Origin of the sequence: Paenibacillus sp. 7523-1 (genome assembly GCF_002276415.1) — a bacterium.
Taxonomy (GTDB): Bacteria; Bacillota; Bacilli; order Paenibacillales; family Paenibacillaceae; genus Paenibacillus; species Paenibacillus illinoisensis_A.
On the sequence record NZ_NPBR01000010.1, the window covers coordinates 155,583 to 179,483 of the forward strand.

18 protein-coding genes are annotated in these 23,901 nt (G+C 49.0%); 1 reads left to right on the forward strand and 17 read right to left on the reverse strand.

Annotation, left to right across the window (positions count from 1 at the left end):
• Positions 1-98 precede the first annotated feature (98 nt).
• From addA to CHH60_RS12830, 3 genes are all read right to left on the reverse strand, one after another.
• The gene (addA, locus tag CHH60_RS12820; protein WP_095359504.1) at positions 99-4,364 is read right to left on the reverse strand and encodes a helicase-exonuclease AddAB subunit AddA; all 4,266 of its coding nucleotides are present in this window, start codon (positions 4,362-4,364) and stop codon (positions 99-101) included.
• Positions 4,361-7,864 carry a helicase-exonuclease AddAB subunit AddB gene (gene addB / locus CHH60_RS12825; RefSeq protein ID WP_095359505.1) on the reverse strand — a complete coding sequence of 1,168 codons (3,504 nt, stop codon included), beginning with the start codon at positions 7,862-7,864 and terminating at the stop codon, positions 4,361-4,363. Before addB ends, addA begins: the two co-directional genes overlap by 4 nt.
• A 183-nt stretch (positions 7,865-8,047) precedes the next feature.
• Positions 8,048-9,427 carry a class I SAM-dependent rRNA methyltransferase gene (locus tag CHH60_RS12830; RefSeq protein WP_095359506.1) on the reverse strand — a complete coding sequence of 460 codons (1,380 nt, stop codon included), beginning with the start codon at positions 9,425-9,427 and terminating at the stop codon, positions 8,048-8,050.
• A gap of 497 nt (positions 9,428-9,924) precedes the next feature.
• On the opposite strand from CHH60_RS12830, the gene CHH60_RS12835 reads away from it, so the two are divergent.
• Positions 9,925-10,926 (forward strand): Na/Pi cotransporter family protein, encoded by a 1,002-nt coding sequence (locus tag CHH60_RS12835; RefSeq protein ID WP_095359507.1) that lies wholly within the window; start codon positions 9,925-9,927, stop codon positions 10,924-10,926.
• A 53-nt stretch (positions 10,927-10,979) separates the two neighbouring features.
• Here the strand turns inward: CHH60_RS12835 and CHH60_RS12840 are convergent, their stop codons facing one another.
• From CHH60_RS12840 to hemW, 14 genes are all read right to left on the reverse strand, one after another.
• Positions 10,980-11,414 carry an NUDIX hydrolase gene (locus tag CHH60_RS12840; RefSeq protein ID WP_095359508.1) on the reverse strand — a complete coding sequence of 145 codons (435 nt, stop codon included), beginning with the start codon at positions 11,412-11,414 and terminating at the stop codon, positions 10,980-10,982.
• A gap of 112 nt (positions 11,415-11,526) precedes the next feature.
• The gene (gene mtaB / locus CHH60_RS12845; RefSeq protein ID WP_095359509.1) at positions 11,527-12,873 is read right to left on the reverse strand and encodes a tRNA (N(6)-L-threonylcarbamoyladenosine(37)-C(2))-methylthiotransferase MtaB; all 1,347 of its coding nucleotides are present in this window, start codon (positions 12,871-12,873) and stop codon (positions 11,527-11,529) included.
• A gap of 2 nt (positions 12,874-12,875) precedes the next feature.
• Complete coding sequence (locus tag CHH60_RS12850; protein WP_095359510.1) at positions 12,876-13,640, reverse strand: RsmE family RNA methyltransferase; 765 nt, start codon at positions 13,638-13,640, stop codon at positions 12,876-12,878.
• A 138-nt stretch (positions 13,641-13,778) separates the two neighbouring features.
• On the reverse strand, positions 13,779-14,459 hold the full coding sequence (locus tag CHH60_RS12855; protein ID WP_095359511.1) for a site-2 protease family protein: 681 nt from the start codon (positions 14,457-14,459) through the stop codon (positions 13,779-13,781).
• Positions 14,460-14,462: 3 nt separating this feature from the next.
• A complete protein-coding gene (prmA, locus tag CHH60_RS12860; protein WP_095359512.1) occupies positions 14,463-15,428 on the reverse strand; it encodes a 50S ribosomal protein L11 methyltransferase in 966 nt (321 codons plus the stop codon).
• A gap of 162 nt (positions 15,429-15,590) precedes the next feature.
• Complete coding sequence (locus CHH60_RS12865) at positions 15,591-15,983, reverse strand: hypothetical protein (RefSeq protein WP_095359513.1); 393 nt, start codon at positions 15,981-15,983, stop codon at positions 15,591-15,593.
• Positions 15,976-16,155 carry a YfhD family protein gene (locus CHH60_RS12870; RefSeq protein ID WP_095359514.1) on the reverse strand — a complete coding sequence of 60 codons (180 nt, stop codon included), beginning with the start codon at positions 16,153-16,155 and terminating at the stop codon, positions 15,976-15,978. The genes CHH60_RS12865 and CHH60_RS12870 overlap by 8 nt, the downstream gene beginning before the upstream one ends.
• A 44-nt stretch (positions 16,156-16,199) precedes the next feature.
• Entirely contained in the window at positions 16,200-16,568 is a 369-nt protein-coding gene (locus CHH60_RS12875; protein ID WP_095359515.1) for a hypothetical protein, read from the reverse strand.
• A 236-nt stretch (positions 16,569-16,804) separates the two neighbouring features.
• Positions 16,805-17,926, reverse strand: a complete 1,122-nt coding sequence (gene dnaJ, locus CHH60_RS12880; RefSeq protein WP_095359516.1) for a molecular chaperone DnaJ — start codon at positions 17,924-17,926, stop codon at positions 16,805-16,807.
• A gap of 135 nt (positions 17,927-18,061) precedes the next feature.
• On the reverse strand, positions 18,062-19,900 hold the full coding sequence (gene dnaK, locus CHH60_RS12885) for a molecular chaperone DnaK (protein WP_095359517.1): 1,839 nt from the start codon (positions 19,898-19,900) through the stop codon (positions 18,062-18,064).
• A 153-nt stretch (positions 19,901-20,053) separates the two neighbouring features.
• Positions 20,054-20,632 carry a nucleotide exchange factor GrpE gene (grpE, locus tag CHH60_RS12890; protein ID WP_095289843.1) on the reverse strand — a complete coding sequence of 193 codons (579 nt, stop codon included), beginning with the start codon at positions 20,630-20,632 and terminating at the stop codon, positions 20,054-20,056.
• 66 nt (positions 20,633-20,698) lie between these two features.
• The gene (gene hrcA, locus CHH60_RS12895; RefSeq protein ID WP_095289841.1) at positions 20,699-21,730 is read right to left on the reverse strand and encodes a heat-inducible transcriptional repressor HrcA; all 1,032 of its coding nucleotides are present in this window, start codon (positions 21,728-21,730) and stop codon (positions 20,699-20,701) included.
• A gap of 254 nt (positions 21,731-21,984) precedes the next feature.
• A complete protein-coding gene (locus CHH60_RS12900) occupies positions 21,985-22,455 on the reverse strand; it encodes an N-acetyltransferase (RefSeq protein WP_095359518.1) in 471 nt (156 codons plus the stop codon).
• Positions 22,456-22,572: 117 nt separating this feature from the next.
• A complete protein-coding gene (gene hemW, locus CHH60_RS12905) occupies positions 22,573-23,757 on the reverse strand; it encodes a radical SAM family heme chaperone HemW (RefSeq protein WP_095359519.1) in 1,185 nt (394 codons plus the stop codon).
• Positions 23,758-23,901: the final 144 nt, after the last annotated feature.

Here is a 23,901-nt window from a genome sequence, read left to right on the forward strand (position 1 = left end):
ACCATCGTTTCTAAGAAACCGATTCGTCCCCTTCGTGACTTTCATTGTTCATTGCAAGCACATATAACGAATATATCTTCCGTTTCCAAGCTGCTCCATTAAAGTTTTACAGCATGTCCACCATCAAAGAAGTACAGCCACTTCCGATCTACCTTGCGCCCCAAAATATCTTCAATCGCCCGGCCATACAGCTCCAGCTGAAAACGATAGTTTCTGGTCAGTTCGTTTAATCCTCCGCGATGTTCCAGTACCCGATCCGTTTTGTAATCCAGCAAAGTAAGCTCACCGTCCACCTCGTAGAGGCAATCAATGATCCCTTGTACAAGTACGGTTTCATTATCCAAAGAGGCCTGTAGTCCGCTGTCTTCATCCAGGGATTGCATTCCCGCATTTGATGACAGATGCTGCACCCATTCGGCGGGAGAATGCTCTGCTGGAAGTCCATAGATAAAAGGAATCTCCCGTTTTACCCAGTCAGCACGCAGCAGCTCCGTGCCTGGTTCCGTCTGAAAGAATTGAGCCAAATGTTCAGGTTCAATCACTTCTGCCTGATGAGGCAGCAAAATCTGAAGTGTGGTCAGTCTTGCAAGTGTCTGTTCCACAATCGCGGCATCCACATTCGTTCCATCCAATGGTAAATGCTGCATTAACGTGTGATACACAGTCCCGCGCTCAGCCCCCGTCAACTGTTTCTCTTCCATAAACTTCGGGCGACGCAAATGCAATTTGAAGGAATCCTCATTCGTGACATCTGTCCGATCAAGACGTGCTTCACTGACCTTATGTTCGGAATGCGGGTTTTCGAGAACCTCCGCATCATCCATTTGTCTTTCCAGCTCTTCCATCACATGGAGAGGCTGATGGTCCTGTATCGCAAGCATTGTCTTTAATTCTGAGACTGACGTGCTCGCTGCTACCCGGGTTGCCGCCTCATATGGGTATGTCCATGATAGGCGACGCTCTACGTTTTGCATCCATTCGGTTTCCATTCCGACCCCATCAACCTTCACATCATCCCGTGATGGCTCATCTGGCAAATCTCTATCCATCTCGCTATTGATTTTGGAGGGGTGTAAAATCACCGGTTTCACAGCCTGTAAAGCTTTCATTCGTTCCTGGCGAGCTTCTGCCAATTCGTCTTCCTCACCATGTTTTGAATCCACAAAGGTCTCCCTGGATACCCACTCGGCAGACACGACGGAAATGCTCCAGCGTGATTCATCATTCATCAGACAAGCAGCATAGGAGTCTTGTACACCAGCCAGCTCGCGTAATGAAGCCGCCGACGGATGGCGAATTAGAGACGGTCCGATCCAATCCAGATAACTTCGTCCTGCCGCGAGTAGGTAATCCGGCAGAATCAGTTCCGAACTGTCTTTGATCTGTGACCAGGCGGCTGCCTTTTTGGCTGCATCCTTAACCGTCCCAACCAGAATCATTTTCTCCTTGGGACGAGTCAGTGCAACATACAGTACCCGCATCTCCTCAGCCAGCAGCTCAAACTGCGCTCTGCGTCGAATGGCGAGATTGGCCAGTGTGGGATAAGCCACCCTATTTTCCCGATCCACAAATCTCGGACCGAATCCAAGCTCCTTGTGCATCAAGAACGGTGCATTCAGATCCTGCTGGTTGAACATTTTGGAGATGCCAGCCACAAACACAACCGGAAACTCCAACCCTTTACTCCGGTGAATGGTCATGATTCGGACCGCATTGTCCTGTTCGCCCGATCCCGCCACTGTTCCCAGATCCCCACCATTCTCACGAAGTCTGGAGACGTAGGTCAAAAAGCGGAACAATCCCCGATTCGACGTCGATTCTTCATATTGACGTGCACGGTCATACAGGGCTTTCAGGTTGCTTTGACGCTGAATACCTCCCGGAAGACCACCTACCCAGTCCAAATAGCCAGTCTCCCTGTATATACGCCAAATGAGTTCACTTAGACTGCCTTGACGTGCCTCAAGCCTCCATTGCTGCAGCTGGCCCATAAAATGAATTAATTTCTGCTTTAATTCCGATCCTGCGTTGGCTGCTGGGTGCTCCTCTGGATCATGATAACCTTCCTTTTCGCTATCCTCATTCAGAGATTGCTGCTCAAGTACCCCAGACTCTGCTGTAACAGCAGCCTCTTGCTTCGCCTGTTCCAATTCTGACCAGATTTCCGGCCATTGCATCTGTACTGCAGACGAATCATCATTGGAAACTGTTCCAATCTGAGTAGCAGATACAACTGCATCATAGAAAGACTGCCTTTTATCCCCCAGACGGATTTGTGCCAAATCCTCTTCATTTAAGCCCACAATCGGTGAACGGAGGACTGAAGCGAGCGGAATATCCTGTCGTGGGTTGTCCACGATCTGAAGCAGGGATAACATGATCTCCACTTCTGTTGCCTGAAAATATCCCTTGCTCTGCTCCCCTCCGGCCGGAATTCCCTGCTGCCTGAATTCTTCGATCATTAACGGAGCCCACATCAAGGCAGAGCGCAGCAGGATGACAATGTCGCCGTAACGGGCAGGACGCATTGTTTTTAACGCCTTATCATACACATTCAGCGCAGGCTGATCGGTATCGCCGACGATCTCCCGAATGCGCCGAGCCATAGCCCGTGCTTCAAGTTGGGCCGTTTCCAGTTCGGCACTTTCCAGTTCAGCCGACGCCAGGTGATCTCCATTTTCATCTACACTCTCACCCAGATCCGGTCCTCCCCCTTGTCGGTCAATCAGAAGCAGTTCCGGTGTATAAGCCTCATCTCCCTCGGTTTCTGGTGGAAACGAAGCTCCGTAAGCAAGCTGGGCCCGTTCGTCATAAGCGATCTCAGCTACGCCCTCATTCATGAGCTGCCGGAACAGCATATTTACCGAATGAACAACCTCAGCACGACTGCGGAAGTTACGTGCCAGGTCAATGCGTCTGCCTGCACGCCGCGTGCTTCCTTCTCCTTCATTGCTTTGGGTGCCAGAGTTGTATTGACGGTATTTATTCAGAAATAGTCCCGGTTCAGCCAAGCGGAAACGATAAATACTCTGTTTCACATCCCCTACCATAAAGCGATTACCCGGATTCTCCCTGGAAATTAGCTTTACGATATCTTCCTGAACGGTATTAGTATCCTGATATTCATCCAGCAGCACTTCATCGAAACGAGCCCTGTATTCCATTGCTGCATCTGAAGGCATGGAGAGCTTTGGCGTGGAATCCTCATGACGCAAAATGTGAAGACAATAATGTTCCAGATCGCTAAAATCAACCTGTCCACGTTCTTGTTTGGCCAGCTTGTAACGTTCGCCGAACTCACTTACAAGTTTGGACAGTTCCTGCATGAGCGGAGCCGCCTGCTCCAGCTCCTGCCAGAAGGAAAATGCACTCCGGCCAAAGAGCGAGCCTCTCAGATCGGTGATTGCCTTTTTTGCAGCCTCCCGAAGTTCCTTCACTTGTTCCTGAAGCGCCGGATCGGTTTGATCCTTTTTGCAGGGTTTCAGCTTGCCAAAAGCTGCGGGCTGAAATACTTCAGGCAGTCTCTCCCATGGCATAACCTCCACGGCAGACTGGAGCTCCTCCACCATGGCCAGATCTTCCTTTAAGGTATCCGCATATGGTTTAGGCCCTTCCGGCTGCAACGCAATGCCAATACCTTGACGCAAGAGCCCCGCTGCACCGCTCAGGGTAAGTGCGGCATCACGTAGAATGCTCTGTACCCATGCTGAATGACCAAGGGCCTCTACGTTTTCAACTTGAAATGCAGACGCCATTTCCGCGAGCCAGTGATCCGGCCAGGAGTGACTGCGCGAGAAATCATACAAGCGCTGCACTAGCCGGTGCATGGCATCATCGTTCCGTTCACCGCTGAACCAGTCCACAAGCTCACGGAATGTGCTGCCTTCGACTTCTTCCCCGTATTTATCTTCAAACAGCTCTTCCAGGAGCTCCTGACGCAGCATTTCGGCTTCATTCTCGTTCAATATCCGAAAAGCAGGATTAAGCGGTATTTGCTGATAGTAACGGCGGATGACTTCCATACAAAATGAATGCAGCGTTGTAATTGAAGCTCGCCCAAGCAGCGATAACTGTTTGCGCAAATGCTCCTCCTCAGGCTCTTCCTCGAGTGCACGTTCAAGTGCTTCCCGAATACGCTGCTTCATCTCAGCAGCAGCCGCCTTCGTAAAGGTAGCCACCAACAATCGATCCACACTGAAGCCACGAGAAGGATCGGCTATTTTACGAATAATCCGTTCGACCAACACAGCGGTTTTACCCGACCCCGCAGCTGCAGCAACGAGAATGTCTTCACCACTCTGGGAAATTGCACTCCACTGGTCATCGCTCCAGAAGCTGCCTTCCGGTTTTGGCATATTCGTCATGAGGTCTCCCCTCCCTTGTTGTGTGACAGCATGTCCCAGATTTGCTGTTTGCCCGGTTTGGACAACAGATTATATTCATTGCCTTCAATATTCTCATCAAATTGACAGACAGGTTTAAACGGACAGAATGTGCATGCAACCTCCTGCTGAATGCGGTAAGGCTCTATCGCCACATCCCCATCCGTAATGCGGGTCCCGATCTCCCGGATATTGCCTCGAACAGATGCGAGCAGCGTGTCCCACTGGTCTGGCGTAGCTACCGCTGCGCTGCTGTAGAAGCTGCCGTCCGCCTTGAGTGCAACAGGAATGATGGCCGAGTAGCCTTTATCCAGTGTGTTATCCATCTGTGCGATGGCATCACGATCTGCCAAAAGCAATCCCTTCATTTTGAAGCGTTTCAGCAATTCCTGTCCCGCCTGTTCTGAGGTCATGCCGTTCGCAGATTGCAGCAATGGGTTATGCACGTGGAAATACAGTGTTCCTCCAGGCATAGCCGATTCTCCCAGCCACTCTTCGGCAGCACTAAGCAGCACTTCCAGATACGTAAGCATCTGCAGGGACAGTCCGTAGTACACTTCATGCAATTTGAGATCCGTCTGGCTTGATTTATAGTCAATAACCCGAAGCAAAAGTCCATTTTCTCCCTCGGCCACATCAACCCGGTCAATCCGGCCCACAATCTCCATCACACACCCGTTCTCCAGTTCGAAACGAAGAGGTGGCAAGGGTTTGCCTGGCCCAAAGTCCAGCTCAAGACCAATAGGTTCAAAACTTCCCCGTCTGGATTGCTCACCCAAAATGACCGAAGCGCGGCTTACAATATCCTTCAGTTTGCGGAAAATGTAGCCATAACGCTTCGTGCTCAGCAGAATCTCGCCCTGAAGCTGCGGGGCAATCTGATCCACTGTTTGCTCCGCTTCCTTGCGGCATTGTTCTGGAGAGAGGCTGCCCCAGCTGCGGTTCTCTTCACGCAGTCGGATCGCCAGCTGACTCAGCGCAGCATGGAACAGCTGCCCGATGTCCGGAGCTTGAAGACGATATAGCTGACGCTCTTTCAATCGCAACCCGTGCGAGGCAAAATGGGAGAATGGACATGCCACGAATCGTTCCATTCGCGAAACACTTGTCCGCACCTCCGTGCCATACAATCGGCGGCTTGTCGAAGTACGAAGAGGCAATGCACGATTGCGATAAAAAATGGAGCCCAGCAATCGTTCCAACTGAGGTCTGAGGCTCTCATTGGAGCAGTGCCAGTTGTAGACCGACCACCAGAGTTCAGGAATCTCTTCACCCCTGCGCCATCTGCGCAGCTGCCCAATCAAAACCGACATACTCTGCTCTGGATGAATAACATAAGGCCAGTGAGCTTCTTCCAAACCTGTTACTGGCGGCTGTGCAAGAAGTGGCACTTCATTCAGTCCGAACATCTTTCGTACATGTCTCACAATTTCCGAAGGCAAAAGCGTTTTACCCTCATCATCAGCCACAGGGTAACTCAACCATAATTGCTTACTTGCAGCAGTCAAGGCGGTATAGATCAGGAAACGCTCGTCCAGCATTCGTCTTGTTGTTCCAGGTCCAAGACCGAGACCTCTCTCGGTCAGCAGCTCCCGCTCCTGCTCCGTTAACACGCCATCTTCCTGCGGTACAGCTGGCAGTTCACCGTCAACGGCTCCCAGGATGAATACATACTGGATATCCTGCAGCCGAGTCCGGTCCATGGAACCGACCAGCACCTGATCCAGCGCTGGAGGAACAAGTCCTAGTTTCAGCTCAGTCAACCCCGTCTCCATCAAGCCTGCAAACAGATCGATGTCCAGTCGTTCGGTTCCCATCATATCCACCATCTGGTCCAGCAGATCCAGGACTGCTCCCCACATCTGACGATGTTCCCGCGAACGCTCCGGGTCGCCCTGAGCTGTTGCTTCAGCAGACATCATTTCGAGTTTCCAGGGAATTTCTGCGTCTTCGAGCAGTCCATATAGTGCAGCACACTGTTCTCTTGCCGTCTTGGCCTTGATCATGCGTTTCTCAAACGCAGCCATCGGATTCGTAATGACCGTTCGGCATTTTTCCATGAGCGACAGCATTTGTTCACGCCCTCGGCTTCTGCCTTCCTGTCCATTGTCTTCCAGAGACAGACTCGGGACATATTTCCAAGGCTTGCCGTCGGTCCAGCGGTATCCGTGAATTCCACACGCGAGTATATAATTTTCGAGCTGGTCCATATCTTCACGAGTGATGGAACCATCACGAGGAAGCAGCAGATCCGTTTTGACACAGCGAAATACATCTTCGTAACGCCAGCGACGACGAACGACATCAATTGCAGAACGAATGAATTCGGAGAGCGGATGATGAAGCTCGCTTCTTCTGCGATCCAGGAAAACGGGCACGTCATAGTCCCTGAATAGTGGCTCGGCAATATCGGCATAGGCATCCAGTTGACGAACGAGTACGGCCATATCCCGATAACGCACGCCTTCCTCCTGAGCCAATCTTCGCATTTCCCGCAGTGCACCTTCCATCTCAGCCCTGCGATTTTCGGCTGCGTATAACTTCACGCCCGCATCGCGGCCATCACTTCTCCAACGAATGCGTCGGTCGAACCCAGACTCCAGATGGGCCAGACCAGGGCTGTGCTCATATCTTGGCAAAACATCCGGCTGCAGCACCATCGTTTCGCTCATGACTCCCAGATCCTCAACCATACCCTTGAGCCGCGCATATGCGCTCGCTGTTGGATGGAACAGGTCCAATTCGCTGGGCAGTGCCCCATGATCATATGGCCGATCCAAGGTCAACGTAATGGTTACTGAAGAGGACTGAAGCATCAGTCTTCCAATTACGCTCATTTCCTGTGGTGTAAAGCCCTGAAAACCATCAATCCAGATTTGTGCATCCTGAAGAAGCTCACTCTCTGCCAAACGTTCGTTCAGTTCTGTCAGCGTGTCTTCATCATCGATGTAGAGTTCCGTTAGTTCCTGTTCATAATCTCGATATATAAGAAGCAAATCATGTAACTTATCACCCAGGATCGGTGCTGAAGAAGACGTATTCCAACTAGAAAGGCCTTCTTCCAACAAGCTGGGATCTAGTTCATAACGCTTAAACTCACTGTACAAATCATTTAAATGCCCTATAAAGCCCAATTGATTGCCCGAAGCGCCAAAAAGCTTCAACTCTTCCTTGCGCCGCTGAAGTACTTTATAAAGCAGCATCTTTTTCCCCTCGGCTCCGATTGGAATCCGCGCAGACCCACCCGCTTCCTGCATGATACGATAGGCTAATCGGCGAAAACCCAATACTTCTGCACGCATAGTGCCTTTGATCGCGCCAGAAGAAACCAAAGCCTGCTCGGTACGAAACGAGCTTTGTTCCGGAACCAACCATATGAGCGGTTTGCCTTGAGGTTCCTTTTGAAGCAAAGACGTAATTTCCCGGGTAATCAGCGTCGTCTTGCCGCTGCCTGCCCGACCAATAATAAAGCGTACAGACATGTCTAATCCTCCAAACCATCACGATCAAGATTTTAATTCCCAGTATAACATATCTGACCTGGTTCGGAACATACGTTTGCCACAATCCGGTAAAGGCAAATGATTTCCTGTAACACAAAACAAGCCCACAGCTTATTACACCGTGGACTTGTTTCTTATCATCACTTTTAACAAAATGACAGATCAGTTTGTTTTGCTGCGCACTTCAAAAATGGCAAATTTCAAGTAATGCCCTTCATCTACACCCAAAATTTGCGGGTGATCCTTGCCGGCAGCTTTCCATTCAACCAGGCGCAGTACCTTGCCTGCATCTTCAGCAGCATCCGCAATCGTTTCCAGGAAGAGATCAGGACGCATATGATACGAACAGCTCGCTGTGACCAGATACCCACCTTCATTCACAAGCTTCATGCCATGCAGGTTAATATCCTTGTATCCACGGCACGCGCCTTTGACTGCTGATTTGGTTTTGGCAAAGGCAGGTGGGTCAAGAATGACCACATCAAATGTTTTCCCGCCGCCAGCTGCAAGCGCTTTGGAGGTATCCACTTTCTGTTCGGCTGCCCGTGCACGTACGGATCGCTCTTCTACTCCCTTGACCTGTTCACGTAAATACTGGAAGGCATCAGCGACAACAAATTCTACCCGATCCGTAAAACCATTTAATTCTACATTGGTGCGGGCACTTTCAATAGCATGCTCTGAAATATCGAGGCATGTGACTTTTTTGGCTCCATATTTGCAAGCGTTCAACGTGAAGCTGCCCGTGTGTGAGAAGCACTCCAAAACTGTAGCCCCATCCCAATAGGGGAAGGTCACTACTTTACCGCTTTTATTAACAGGCAGCAGCTGATGGCCTCCCTCTTGTTCCACTTCCTGCAACATAATTCCGCTTTTATAGCCCCAGCCCTTCATAAGCGGTTCAATTGCCGCACGATTCTCACGCTGGTCGAAGAAATAGCCTGTTTTCTGGCCTTCCACGATATCCACTTTAATAAGCAAGCCATTCTCGGTTACCGTAACATGACGTGGGCACTCCCCGTACAGCGGTCCTTTGGTCTGCTCCAGTCCTTCCAGCTCACGAATCGGCACATCACTGCGCTCATAAATTCCTTCCGGCTGCATCACTTTAATCAGAGCCTGTACGATGGCTTCACGGCAGCGATCCATTCCCAAGGTAAGCAACTGCACAACAAGAACACTGCCAAAACGGTCCACGATCAGGCCAGGCAGAAAATCAGCTTCTCCATAAACGAGACGATACGCCTCTCCATCCTGGATAAAACGTTCCCGATGACGCAGGCAGTCGCTGAAGCGAGCAGCAAAAAAGGCGGTGTCCATCTGCTCAAACTCCAGCGGTTGATATGAAACGACTCTTACTGTAATCTGTGAAGCAGGGTTATAGTATCCTGTCGCCAGATAACGACCTTGATGATTCAATACGTTGACTAGATCTCCCGGTTCGGGGTTACCGTCAACCGAGGCAATTTCGTTGTTATATATCCATGGATGTGCATGTTCAAGCCGCTTTTTGCGACTGCGTTCCAGTGTAACCGATGGCAAGGTAAATCCACTTCCTTTTGTAGTTAGTTTAAATTAGTTGGAAAAGATAGGTTTAGTGCAAAGGGAGACCGCTGCGGGGACGGATTGGTCTTCCGATCGCTGTTATCCCTGGATTTTTTTAATTCCCTTTTTACAAAGAGAAAATCCAGGGATAAACGCGAACGCTTCGCTTCTTCTGATCCAATTCCGTCCCCTCCGCTCCGTTTACACGAATCACCGTATCTTTTGAATGGTGAGGTGAGTAGGTTAAGAAAATCCTAAATTACGGAATTGCAAATTATATGTTGCCGCTACGTGGACAGATTGGTCTTCTGATCGCTGTTATCTCCGGATTTTTCTGATTCCCTTTCACTAAGAGAAAATCCAGAGATAAACGCGAACACTTCGCTTCTTCTGATCCAATTCCGTTCGCACCAATTGTCTCCGGCTGTCATGGTTGTCCTCTCTTATTCATAAGATGAGATAACGACTAGGCACGGAAGGAATGATGGAACGAGATGTTCAGAGATATTGTGCTGCCGCTCATATATGGTCTAATTATCTTTTTCGGTGGAATGAAACTGATGGAAACAGCCTTGCAGCGAATGGCTGGGCCAATGCTGGCCGGGTGGCTTAACCGAGCTACTTCGGCTCCATGGAAAGGCATGGCTTTCAGTGCAGGAGCCACGGCAATACTACAGAGCAGCACCGCCGTTACAGTACTCACCATTGGTCTCGCGAATGCAAGATTAATTACCTACGGTCGCACACTAGGCATTATTCTGGGCACGAACATCGGTACATGCCTGACAACCGAGCTGATTGGGTTACAGATTGGACGTGCTGCCCTGCCCTTGCTAGTCATTTCCCTTACAGGTTGGGCTGTCTTTGTTGTTCTTAGTGAACGCAATCAAGCAGCCCCCGAACATACCCGAAGATTCCTACTTAACTCACAGTACAGCTTTCTTGCAGCTGCCGGTTTTGCTCTGGTGATGACCGGCATTCAAGTCATGCAATCCATCGCTGTCCCCCTGCGCAGCATGGGCGTATTTCAGTGGTTTTTGGATCGCTCGGCTGACAGCCTGTGGTGGGGATTTCTGGCTGGTGCCTGCCTTACGGCTCTCATTCATAGCAGTGCAGCTGTCATCAGCATGGCGATTACGCTGGCAGCTACAGGAGTACTGCCTGTGGAGATCGGTATTGCCATCGTGATCGGGTCCAATGTCGGGACTTGTGTCACGGCTGTCATTGCAGCCGCCGGCGGAGCTTCCGCAGGCAAATTCGTTGCAGCCTCCCATGTTGTATTGAATATTGCGGGAGCATTGCTTTTTATGCCGCTGATCGGGTTGCTGCATGCAGCTTCAGCCTGGCTGTCAGCGGACTACGGGGCACAGATTGCGCATGCCCAGACCCTTTTTAACATCATCAGCTCACTGCTTGCATTACCCCTGTGCTATCTGCCCATCTGGCACAAAAAACCACCGGCTCACGCCCCATCAGCGAAGTCGCCCGCGGCTTGATGCTTGGCTCCTCTATTTGATAATGAACCAAGCATCGCTGTATTTGGCAAGTATTATACGTTAATGCCCAGCTTGTTCAGTGCCACGCGCAAAATGTTATCATTGTTGTCGTAACCGTTCTGCTGCTGTCTTGTCCAGGCTTCTTCAGGCGCGTACCAATCGACTCCCTTGATCTCTTCGATCTGCGGCTGCAGGTCTCCGCTCTCTGCTTCAACCAGATAATAGTGAACTTCCTTGTCTACCGGACCAAACTCAGCATGCTGATATGTGTAGGCAATGATATCAACAGGCTCCACAATTCGGCCGACCATGCCTGTCTCTTCCAAAATCTCGCGCAAAGCGGTTTCCTCTACCGTTTCTCCTGCTTCCATCTTGCCTTTGGCGAGTGTTGTTTTGCCATAACGATCAACAATAAGCTGAATCTGAAGACTGCCGTCTTCCCCTTTACGATAGACTACACCGCCTGCGGATATTTCCTTTTTGTTCATTCTGATTTCCCCCGTTCACAGATATGTCATGCCTTTAGTTGAAAAACAAGGACCTCATCTCCCCGGGTACGCTCCCCAAGGGAATGAAATCCTTGTTTTACTGACGCCTCGATTACATCGCTGCGGACTTCAGATGATCTTCCAGTACACGAACCAGCGTAGCCTGGCTTTCGTTTACACCCGCTTCGGTCACTTTGACGCGGCACACTTTACCAATCATGTCCGTAGAGCCATCGAATACGAGCTGAATGTAGTTATCGCTATAACCATGCAATTTTCCGCTGCCTTCACGGCCTTTTGCTTCACCTTCCGGAATGACATCCAGAACCTCACCTACAAATTTCTGTGCATAAGCCAGCTGCATTTGTTCAGACAGGTCGATCAGTTCATGCACACGGGCATTTTTGACTTCTTCATCCACCTGATCTTCCATCCGGGCTGCCGGTGTTCCTGTACGTTTGGAGTATGGGAATACGTGCATCTCCGAGAAACCGATTTTTTTCATCAATTCATAGCCGTTACGGAACATTTCGTCTGTCTCACCAGGGAAACCTACGATAACGTCCGTTGTAATAGCCACATCCGGCATTGCTTCGCGGATGCGAATCATTTTGTTATAAAATTCTTCGGTTGTGTACTTGCGGCGCATGCGTTTCAATACCGTGTCATCACCTGCTTGCAGCGGGATATGGAAGTGGCGTACAAGCTTGTCCGAACGCTTAATGACATCCAGCATCCGATCATCGATCTGGCTCGCTTCAATGGAACTAATACGAATCCGCTCCAGCCCTTCCACTTTATCCAGATCCCACAGCAGGTCGGTCAGATCGTAGTTCTCCATATCGTCACCATATCCGCCTGTGTGAATGCCTGTCAGGACAATTTCCTTATAACCGGCATGTACAAGCTGGTGAGCTTGCTGAACTATGCTGTTTGCTTCCCGGCTGCGGGAGAGCCCGCGTGACCAGGGAATGATGCAGAACGTGCAGAAGTTGTTGCAACCATCCTGAATTTTCAGGAATGCACGCGTACGATCCGCGAAGTCCGGCACGTCCATTTCCTCAAACACACGAGTTTTCATAATGTTCCGCACGGCATTCACCGGCTGACGGGACTCCTGAATTTCGCGAACATAAGGTAAAATCTTATCCCGGTCCTGCGTTCCGATGACGAGATCCACTCCAGGAATGTCGAGAATCTCTGCTGGCGAAGTTTGAGCGTAACAGCCCGTAACTGCTACAATCGCATCCGGGTTGCGACGAATGGCACGACGGATGATTTGACGGCTCTTTTTGTCCCCGGTATTTGTTACCGTACATGTATTAATCAGATATACATCTGCTGTCTGTTCATCGAAGTCCACTTGATCGTATCCTTCATTTTTGAACAATTGCCAGATCGCCTCTGTATCATAAAAGTTAACTTTGCAGCCCAAGGTGTAAAACGCCACGGATGGCATAATTACATTCCCCCCATTTCTCCGGATTCATATAAAACACAAGTCAGCGCTGCCATCCCTGCGGTCTCGGCACGCAAAATTCGCTTGCCCAGCCCAACGGATACCGCGCCTGCCTGATCGGCTTCCAGCGTTTCTCTCTCGGAGAACCCGCCTTCAGGTCCAACCACAATCAACACGTCTGCAGCCGCATCAGGTGCGAGCTGTTCAATAAACGGCTTCAGCGCATCGCGCAGCTGCTTGCCGTTCTCCTTTTCATAACAATAACATACTAAACTGTAGCCCTCAAAAGAAGACAGCAGCCCTTTCCAGGAAAGTGGCTGCTCGACGGATGGAATGCGATTCCGATGACTTTGTTCAGCGGCTTCCTTGGCAATTTTGCGCCACCGCTCCAACCGTTTGCCTTCTTTCTTGGCATCATATTGGACAATCGTCCGTTCCGAAAGGAAAGGTACAAAGGCTACCGCTCCGATTTCGGTACATCTCTGAATAACCGTCTCCATCTTGTCACCCTTCGGCAAGCTCTGGGCCACCGTTACGCGAATACGGGCTTCATGGTCCATTTTCAGAGATTCCACGATATTTGCCGTTACCTGACCAGCTTCGATACTCTCAATCTCCACCAAAGCCTCACGACTCTGTCCATCACTGACAATCAGTTTATCTCCAGGCTTGCCACGCATCACTTTACCAATATGGCGCGCATCATCTCCCAGAATGACAACAGAATGCTCTGTAAGCTGTTCTGCAGATACAAAATAACGCTGCATGGGTTTATCCACCTATTCTTTCCTGTTATGACTGGCATTCACCCTGCCGGGCGGCAGGCGTGAATCCAATCGCCACAGATGATCATACAACTTTTATGTCCTTCTGACCAGCATTTCAGTCCAAAAAGACTAGTGATATTATCGATAGAATCCAATGATTCCTTTTGCCAAATTAACATACATATTCTGCGCTAATTCATATAATGGCTGAATTGTAGCGTTCTGCAGCGGAGGAATAATCAGAATTAAGAGAAAAATAAAGATGGACCATTGTTCAACCCCTTGCAGTTTGCGACTAATCGAAGGTGGCAATACATCTTCAAGAATTCGGTAACCATCCAGTGGTGGCAATGGGATCAGGTTAAAGAGGAACAGGAAAAAGTTCGTCAGATTGAAAATGGAGAAGAACATGGAGATCGCCGTGAACAATCGTTCATTCTCAATCCCACCTAACGCTCCCGAACCTACAAGAGAAGCATAGATGATGGTTCCCACAATAGCCAAAAGCAAATTGCTAAGCGGTCCAGCAAACGACACAATAACTCCCATTAATCTAGGCTTATCAAAATTCGCACGGTTGACCGGAACAGGACGCGCCCAACCGAACCCGGCAATGACAAGCAGCAGTACACCAAACAAATCAAAGTGAACTGCAGGATTGAGAGTGACCCGACCCAGCAGCTTGGCGGTCGGATCTCCAAATTTATTGGCAAAGTACGCATGTGCAAACTCATGGACAGTGAAAGCAATCAGAATCGTCAGCAGGAAAAACGGGAGCTGATCAATGGGATAACGAAAGAGCGAATTCAGAAAGTCCATTCGTTACCTCTTTCTGGCAACATAAGCCAGCCAGTCCTCATCACGGTGGACCGCACTAATTTCAAAACCGGAAGCAACGAGTGCATCATGCACAACCTGCTCTTTGTTTTTCCAGATCCCTGAGGCAATATAGACACCGCCTGGTTCCAGTGCATTGTATACATCATCAATAAACAGCATAATAATCTCGGCCAAAATATTGGCTACGATCACTTTCACAGGCAGCTGAACACCCAGTGCAGGATCCTGGCTTCCAAGAACAGATAGGAGATCACTCTCTTTAACCGTAACTTGCTGCTCCAGGCCGTTCAGATGCACGTTCTCTTTCGCACTCGAAACTGCAACCGGATCAAGATCCAGTGCAAGAACATGCTTTGCACCCAGCTGAATGGCACCGATCGCCAAAATACCCGAGCCTGTACCCACATCAATGACTTCCTCGCCGCCCTGGATTACTGATTCCAGCGTCCGCAAGCATAAGGAGGTAGTCGGATGTGTACCTGTACCAAAAGCCATACCTGGATCCAGCTCGATGATCTTCTCTTCCGGACTTTCTGGTGTGTAGTCTTCCCATGTCGGTTTGATCGTCAAACGATCGGATACGCGGACCGGCTTGAAGTACTGTTTCCATGCATTAGCCCAGTCATCTTCATCCACCGTACGAACCTCATACCGGATCTCACCCGCATCAATATCAAATTCGGAGAGCTGCTCAATTCTCGGGTTAACTTCTGCTTTAAGGGCTTCCATGTCCGTACCTTCCGAGAAATACCCTTTAATCACAGCCAAACCTTCCGGAATATCATTCAAAGGCAGCTCATACCATTGGCCATAAGACGTATCACGTTCTTTATTTAATGTGCCAGATTCTTCGATTGAGACCCCTCCAGCACCTGCTTCATGCAAAAAATTCGAGATCATTTCCACAGCTTCTTCTGTGGTATGTATTGTTAGTTCATGCCATAACATACTTGATTTTTCCTCCTCATTTTTCAAACATCCCAATCATTGTACTACACAAGGGAGCAGGAGCACAAAACCGTTCCTGAGATTTAAAGCAAAAAAACAGGACACCCGCAGCTAACTGCTCGGATATCCTGTTTCAAATTGTGCGAAGAAAAGGGAGAACCCTCAGCAAAAACGCCCACCATTCTGGGTAATCATCTCTGCCGCCTGAGGGAGATAGTCGCTTGGTATTGAAACGGTCAGTAAGATTTCTTGCCCCGAAGGAGCGGATGCACGTTGTTCTGTCATATCCGTGACCTCGCCATTGGACAACATCTCAGGTTCATCACTGATGAGTGCAAGCACATTCAGTTCGCCACTGAATCCACCTGTTATAGCTGTAGGTGCTTCATCCGTACGTTCCTGCGGTTCTGTGTTTCTTGCAAGCGACTCGCTCGCAAGGCTCTCGATGCTTAACTGATTCGGATGCAGCAACGCCAGAGCCCTTCGTGCAGATTCGGCTTCAGACCAGCTGGTGAATACCGCCTCGATGGTTACAGCCGTGCGTTCTTCATTCATGAAGCTCCCGTCCCTGACGACGATCAGCCGCTTCACTGCGCCGGATAGCCTCTACGTCATCATGGTCCGCAACCTCAGCACTGAATTCCACATCTTCGTTTTTAGCGGATTGCATCCGTTTCATCTTTTCCGTTTTGGTTAAAATCTTGCCTGGGCGTTCGTGTTCAACCATCGTTATAATCCTCCCTCAAAATAAGTAAGTTAGTCCGCTTATTTCTAGATCATTCCACCAGCTTGTTCAATAATGGATAACGCTCGGTGATGAACGGCTTCGTCTACCACAACGGTTAACAATACATCTCTGCCGGTAGGACCTTCTTGTCCACCATCACTCATGCCACTTGCAGAGGGATCTGCTGCGGCCATGATTCCCGCTGTTGCATTCGTACCAAGCGCGCCAGGTACCCATGATGAGAAGCTGCCGGAAACGCCTGGAGTATAGGAAGCGCCACTGGGTCCAATACCTGCGTAACGACTAAAACGATTAATGGACAGGTCTTCCACACGCAAGGCTTCCAACTTTTTGGCTGCCCCCTCGGCTTGCTCCGGACTATGAAAATAGGCCAAAATGTTTTTTTCGGTCATTCGGTTCACCTACTTTCCAAGATTGCGCATACAGTTATGCATGATCGTTCTCGCCTTGCTATCTTTCCGCAGTATTGATCATATTATGCAGAAATATCCCATGTGGGGCACCTATATGAGTAGCTACTGTCATGTAACGAAGGAGCAACACTCAAGCTTGAATCTTATGTATATGAAAAAAAGGACACCACGGCATAAATCGCTGTAGTGTCCTTAGATAAGTTATATGTTGATGCTCAGTCTCCGCGGAAAGCCCGTTTCACCCGGTCAAAGAAGGATTGTTCATGTTCATGGGTTTGCTCTCCATCCAGTGCAGCGATTTGACGAAGCAGATCTTTCTGCTCATCATTCAGCTTGCTTGGTGTAACAACAACCACTTTTACATGTTGATCCCCTTGGCCCATGCCGCGCAGGCGTGGAACCCCTTTGCCTTTAAGACGGAAATACGTTCCGGTTTGTGTACCCGCTGGAATTTTCAACTTCACTTTTTCAGTCAACGTTGGAATCTCAATCTCGTCACCCAATGCTGCCTGAGCAAATGTAAGCGGAATTTCACAGTAGATATCATCGCCTTCACGCTCAAAGAAATCATGTGATTTCACACGAATGACGATATACAGGTCTCCTGCTGGTCCACCTCGCAGACCACCTTCACCTTCACCAGTCATACGCAGTTGAGCACCGTCATCCACACCCGCTGGGATGCGAACGTGAATTTTGCGCTGCTTGCGGACTTTACCACTGCCGCTGCATGTTGTACATTTTTCTTCAATGATTTGACCAGAACCATTACAGTTCGAACAAGCACGACGATTGACCATGCGGCCAAATGGTGTATTTTGCACGACTTCCTGTTGACCGCTACCTTGGCAGACCGAACAAGTCTTCGGCTTCGTACCCGGTTTGGCACCTGAACCATGACATGTATCACAGCTTTCGGTACGCGGAATGGTAATGTCGGTTTCCTTGCCGAACACCGCTTCCTTGAATTCGATGGTCATGGTGTACTGCAGATCATTTCCCCGCTGCGGAGCATTCGGATCACGTCGTCCGCCGCCACCGCCAAAGAACATATCGAAGATGTCGCCAAATCCGCCGCCGCCGAAATCACCGCCACCGCCGAATCCACCCTGATTCGGATCGATATGACCATACTGATCATACTGAGCCCGCTTCTGGCTGTCGCTGACTACATCATAAGCTTCTTTTACTTCCTTAAACTTGGCTTCCGCATCTGCTGCCTTGTTTACGTCAGGGTGATACTGACGGGCAAGCTTACGGTAGGCCTTTTTGATTTCCTCGTCGCTCGCATTTTTGCCAACGCCGAGTACCTCATAATAATCTCGTTTTTCAGCCACTCTTCCACCCCCATAACATTCACCTTATCGCACATCGTGACAAAAGGAAAGCCAAAGCACGGAAGACCCGGCTATGACTTTCCCCTCGATCCGAACGTCACCGATGATTAATCCACGAAAAACCGTGAATTAGTTTTATTTTTTATCTTCATCCACGACTTCGTAATCAGCGTCTACGACGTTGTCACGTTTAGCGGAACCTTGTTGCTCTTCAGCACCTTGAGCTGCTTGCTCTTGTGCCTGTGCTTGCTCATACAGTTTAACGGACAGTTGTTGAACGATCTCTGTCAGTTCTTCTGTAGCAGCTTTGATATCTTCCAGGTTGTCGGAAGCCAGGACGCCTTGCAGTTTTTCTTTTGCAGCATTGGCTTTCTCAACTTCACCAGCATCGGCTTTTTCGCCAAGATCTTTAATCGTTTTGTCCACAGAGTAGATCAGTTGATCCGCGCTGTTTTTCGCTTCAACGAGCTCTTTGCGTTTTTTATCTTCTTCAGCGTGCAGCTCAGCATCTTTCATCATTTGTTCAACTTCAGCATCGCTCAGACCGCTCGAAGAAGTGATCGTGATTTTTTGTGTTTTGTTCGTACCTTTGTCTGTTGCAGATACGTTAACGATACCGTTGGCATCAATATCGAAGCTAACTTCGATTTGCGGAACACCACGTGGAGCCGGTGGAATATCTCCCAGCATGAAGCGTCCGAGCGTTTTGTTGCCAGCTGCCATTTCGCGTTCCCCTTGCAGGACATGGATCTCAACGCTTGGTTGGTTGTCTGCATATGTGGAGAACACTTGAGACTTGGATGTAGGGATCGTTGTGTTGCGCTCGATCATTTTGGTAAATACGCCACCTGCAGTTTCGATACCCAGGGACAGTGGAGTTACGTCGAGCAATACGACGTCTTTTACGTCACCTGTCAATACGCCCGCTTGTACAGCTGCACCCAAAGCTACAACTTCATCCGGGTTAACGCCTTTGTGAGGCTCTTTACCAGTCAGTTTCTTGATCGCTTCCTGTACTGCAGGAATACGTGTGGAACCACCAACCAGAACAATTTTGTCGATATCATTAGCAGTCATGCCAGCATCGCTCAATGCACGGCGAGTTGGTTCAAGCGTACGCTCAACCAGATCAGCAGAGATTTCTTCAAATTTCGCACGGCTCAGGTTCAACTCCAAGTGCTGAGGAACGCCGTCAGCTACAGTGATGAACGGCAGGGAAATCGTTGTAGTCAATACGCCGGAAAGTTCTTTTTTCGCTTTTTCCGCTGCATCTTTCAAACGTTGCACCGCTGCTTTATCTTTGCTAAGGTCAATGCCTTGATCTTTTTTGAATTCACTTACGAGATAATCGATGATGACTTGGTCAAAGTCATCGCCACCCAGTTGGTTGTCACCACTAGTCGCTTTAACTTCGAAGAAGCCGTCACCCAGTTCAAGGATGGATACGTCGAATGTACCGCCACCCAAGTCATATACGAGAATCGTTTGGTCTTCGGATTTCTCCATACCGTATGCCAAAGCTGCTGCAGTTGGCTCGTTGACGATACGCAGAACTTCCAACCCTGCGATTTTACCTGCATCTTTGGTTGCTTGACGTTGGCTGTCATTGAAGTAAGCCGGCACTGTGATAACCGCTTGTGTTACCGTTTGGCCAAGGTAAGCTTCAGCATCGGATTTCAATTTTTGCAGGATGATGGCAGAGATCTCTTGTGGAGAATAATCTTTGCTATCGATTGTTTCTTTGTGGGAAGTACCCATGTGACGTTTGATCGAGATGATCGTACGATCCGGATTCGTGATCGCTTGGCGTTTAGCTGTTTCACCAACAACGCGCTCTCCATCTTTTTTGAAACCCACTACGGATGGGGTTGTACGTGCGCCTTCCGGGTTAGGGATAACGACAGCCTCGCCGCCCTCCATTACCGCTACGCAAGAGTTGGTTGTTCCTAAGTCAATACCGATTACTTTGCTCATCGGAAAATTTCCTCCCTCAACTATTTAAAATGGATCAGGTTGATCCTTATTTGCAGTTCTTCCTTATCGTGCTCTATGTGTGTAAACCTTTATATTAAACCTCGTCACAGCTTACATACCCATGGAGCGAAGCCCATAATTCTGCAACCAACATTATGAGCTGACTTTAACCATGGCAGGACGAAGTACTTTATCCTTCAGCATATAGCCTTTTTGGACTTCCTCCACAACGGTACCTTCTTCATACTCGTCGGACTCCACTTGCATAATTGCTTGGTGGAATTCAGGATTAAATGGCTGTCCAACCGTGTCCATTGCAGTCAGACCTTCATTGTTCAGCACCGTTTCCAGCTGGCGGAAGATCATTTGAATGCCTTTGGAGAAGGATTCGGACTCCGTACCTTCCGGCACAGTAGCCATGGCACGTTCGAAGTTATCAATAACCGGCACCAGTTCGGTGACCAACTTCATTGAAGCATACTTCGCCAGTTCCTCTTTTTCCTTTTGTGTACGGCGACGGAAGTTATCAAAATCAGCTTGAGCACGGACAAAGCGCTGCTGTGTTTCCTCAACCTCTGTCTTCAAACGTGCGAGCTCATCTTGCCCCTGATCTGCCATCTCCTCAGCTTGCGCTTCTGCAGCTCCTGCTTCGTTAACAGGCTCCTGGCTCTCGGCCGCTGTCGTTTCCTGCTGTTCCTGTTCTTCTGCTGCGAATGATTGCTCCTCTTTCAAGATGTTCACCTCCTTATACTAATGAATTCGTTTAATCCCGTATCCTTATGGCTTGCGGCATAGTTCCTATTTGAAGCGATGCGTTAGCATAGCCGTTAAATCACGAGATAATGTATTTAAAATATGAATGACACGTGCATAATCCATCCGTGTGGGTCCCAGTATCCCGATTGATCCCAGAGCTTCTCCATCCAATGAATAGGATGCTGTAATCAAACTGCAGTTGGCGAAGGCTTCATGATCATTCTCGGTGCCGATACGCACCTGAATACCTGATCCACCCGGTACAGGCATCATTAATTTCATGAGTGTTGGTGTCTCATCCAGCAGGTCAAGAATATCTTTTACCTTTTCGACATCTTTGAATTCCGGTTGGGTTAACATATTCGTTGCACCACTGAGGAAAAGACGGTTATCATGTTCGTTGTCAAAAGCACTGTTCAGCACCTGCATAACTTCCTCGTAGCGTGAAATATGCCGTTCCATCTCTTGCCCCAGCTCGGTATAGAGGCGGGATTTCAGCTTGTAGATTGGCACTCCAACCAGTTTGGCGTTAAGCAAGTTGACCACTTTCTCCATCTCGGCTACCGAGATCTCCGGAGGAATTTGAACAGTCTTGTTCTCCACTTGACCTGTGTTGGTCACAATAATAGCCACGGCCGTATTTTCATTTAGCGGAAGCAGTTGAAAATGGCGCAGCGACGTGTGAAACACTTCGGGCCCAAGCAGGATTGAAGTATAATTGGTCATGTGCGACAAGATGACGGATGCATGCTGAATCACTTGCTCCATGACGTTCAGTTTTTCGGCAAAGAATGATTTTAAATCATCCAGCTCTTGCGGCTCCACCTGATTCCATGGAACCAAATGATCGACATAATATCGATAGCCTTTATGCGAAGGGATACGACCTGCCGAGGTATGCGGCTGTTCCAGAAAACCCATATCTTCGAGATCCGCCATTTCATTACGGATCGTAGCCGGACTGTATCCAACATCTCCCCTTTTGGAAATGCTGCGGGACCCTACGGGCTCAGCTGAACGGATATAGTCATCCACTATAGCGTTCAGAATCATACGTTGACGCTCTGTTAACATGGTGAGTATTCCCTCCTTCTGACTGCACTGTCCCATGTCGTTAGCACTCCGGTTAGATGAGTGCTAAGCGGTAATACAAAAATACCAAACTGACGTGAAGATTGTCAAGTCAGTTTGATGAGTGCAACCATCTATTTATAGTATAGACTATTCCTGGCCAGTCATAACAGTGTCAGTCACTTATTACGATAAAAGAAAAGGACCCTGCTCAGACGAAATTTACATTCTTCCGAAGCATGTGGTCCTTCATTATTTTATGCAGATACATTCAATTCCTTCAGCACCGCGATTTCATCACAGCAGTCCTGCTTGCTGCAATGAACACAGTCTGTCCACACTTTTTCCGGGAATATCTCCTTGTTCACCACGGCAAAGCCATTTTTGAGGAAAAAGGAAACTTCGTATGTCAGCGCCATGACCTTGGGAATGTGCTGCTTCTCAGCTTCCTCCACCAAACGGTCCAGCAGCAAGGAACCAATCCCCATACCTTTGTGTCCTTCGGAGATGCCAAGCGATCTGACTTCCACCAGATCATTACCGAGACGGCACAGCGAGCCGCAGCCCACCACCTCACCGTTCACTTCGGCTACAACAAAGTGTTCCAGCTGCCGATGCAGTACTTCCCTTGATCGCGGAAGCATGATCCCACGTTCAGCATATCCCTTAATCATTTCAAACAATGGTTCAACATCTTCCGGCACGGCTTTTCTGCATATCGCCGACATCCCGCTCTCCTCCTATACAAGCTTTCCAGAGGAAAGCTGACTTCGTAGTTGTAATCCATAACACGCTCTGTAAAATCAATATGAATAAATATACAACAGAGTGTATGGAATTTCAAGCTACGAATTCAGCGATATCGACCCGATAAACTCGGCAAAAACGTCATTTCCGAACAGAATCCCCTGTTCACTGAGCCGGAAGCCGTCTAACGTACGTTCAAGCAGTCCGGCATTCAGCATTTTGCCAAGCGGCTTAGCAAACACGTCTTCCATGGATTCTCCAAACTGTTCACTGAACCGCGAAGCAGATGCGCCCTCCAGCATGCGAAGTCCAACCATCAGATAATCTTCCATGGCTTCCGCACGGCTGATCTCAAAATGGTCCAGGCGAGGCAGTCCTGCACGGGAAGCTTCGACATAGGGATTTATACCTTTAATATTCATATGACGCTCACGGCCCACGTATCCATGCGCACCGGCTCCAAGACCATAATAGTCCTCATTACGCCAGTACGTAATGTTGTGCCGACTCTCGAATCCAGGTTTGGCAAAGTTACTGATCTCGTATTGGCCATATCCCGCTTCTTTCATTCGCTTCATTAATAGAAGATACATCTGCAGCTCATCATCCTCATGAGGGAGCGGCAGTTGATTTTTTTGATACAACGTATGGAACAGCGTATTCTCTTCCACTTTCAAACTGTATATGGAATAGTGAGGCAAACCCAGCTCAAGCGCCTTATCAATACTCTCATTCAGCATTTCCACGGTTTGATTTGGCAAGCCAAACATCAGGTCGATGGACAGATTAGTCAATCCTGCCTTGCGGGCATTCTCCAGACTGCGGTATACGTCGTCCGTATTATGAATCCGTCCAATGCCTGTCAGCAGGTCATTTTGAAAAGCCTGTACGCCGAAGCTGACGCGGTTCACTCCGCCTTCTTTCATCACAGCAAGCTTCTCGGCATCTGTCGTCCCCGGGTTGGCTTCCATTGAAAATTCAATATCGTCCGCCCAATTCGGGAAATACGTTTTAACCGACCGCAGGAACACTGCCATTTCGTCCGGCTTGAGAGCCGTTGGTGTGCCACCGCCAACAAAAATGGTTTTGATCTCTCCTGGCGGATTGGCTTTGACGGTATGTTCCATCTCCCGCTCCAATGCCTCAAGGTACTGCATTACAGGCTGATCCTTCAGCACATAAGAGTTAAAATCACAATAGAAGCATTTATTTGTACAAAAGGGAATGTGAAGGTACACCGCTTGGGGTGCACCTGTTTTCCGGCTGTGTGCTGCCAATGTCATGGCAAGTCCCCCTCTATTTGAAAAAAGGAAAGCCATCCGGCTTCCCTTTCAGCTTGGTTTATTTAGTATTCTGCAATTCAATTTTCATACACACACTCTGTGCTGTATTCAAAATTAAATTGTTTAACGCATTCTCTGATACGC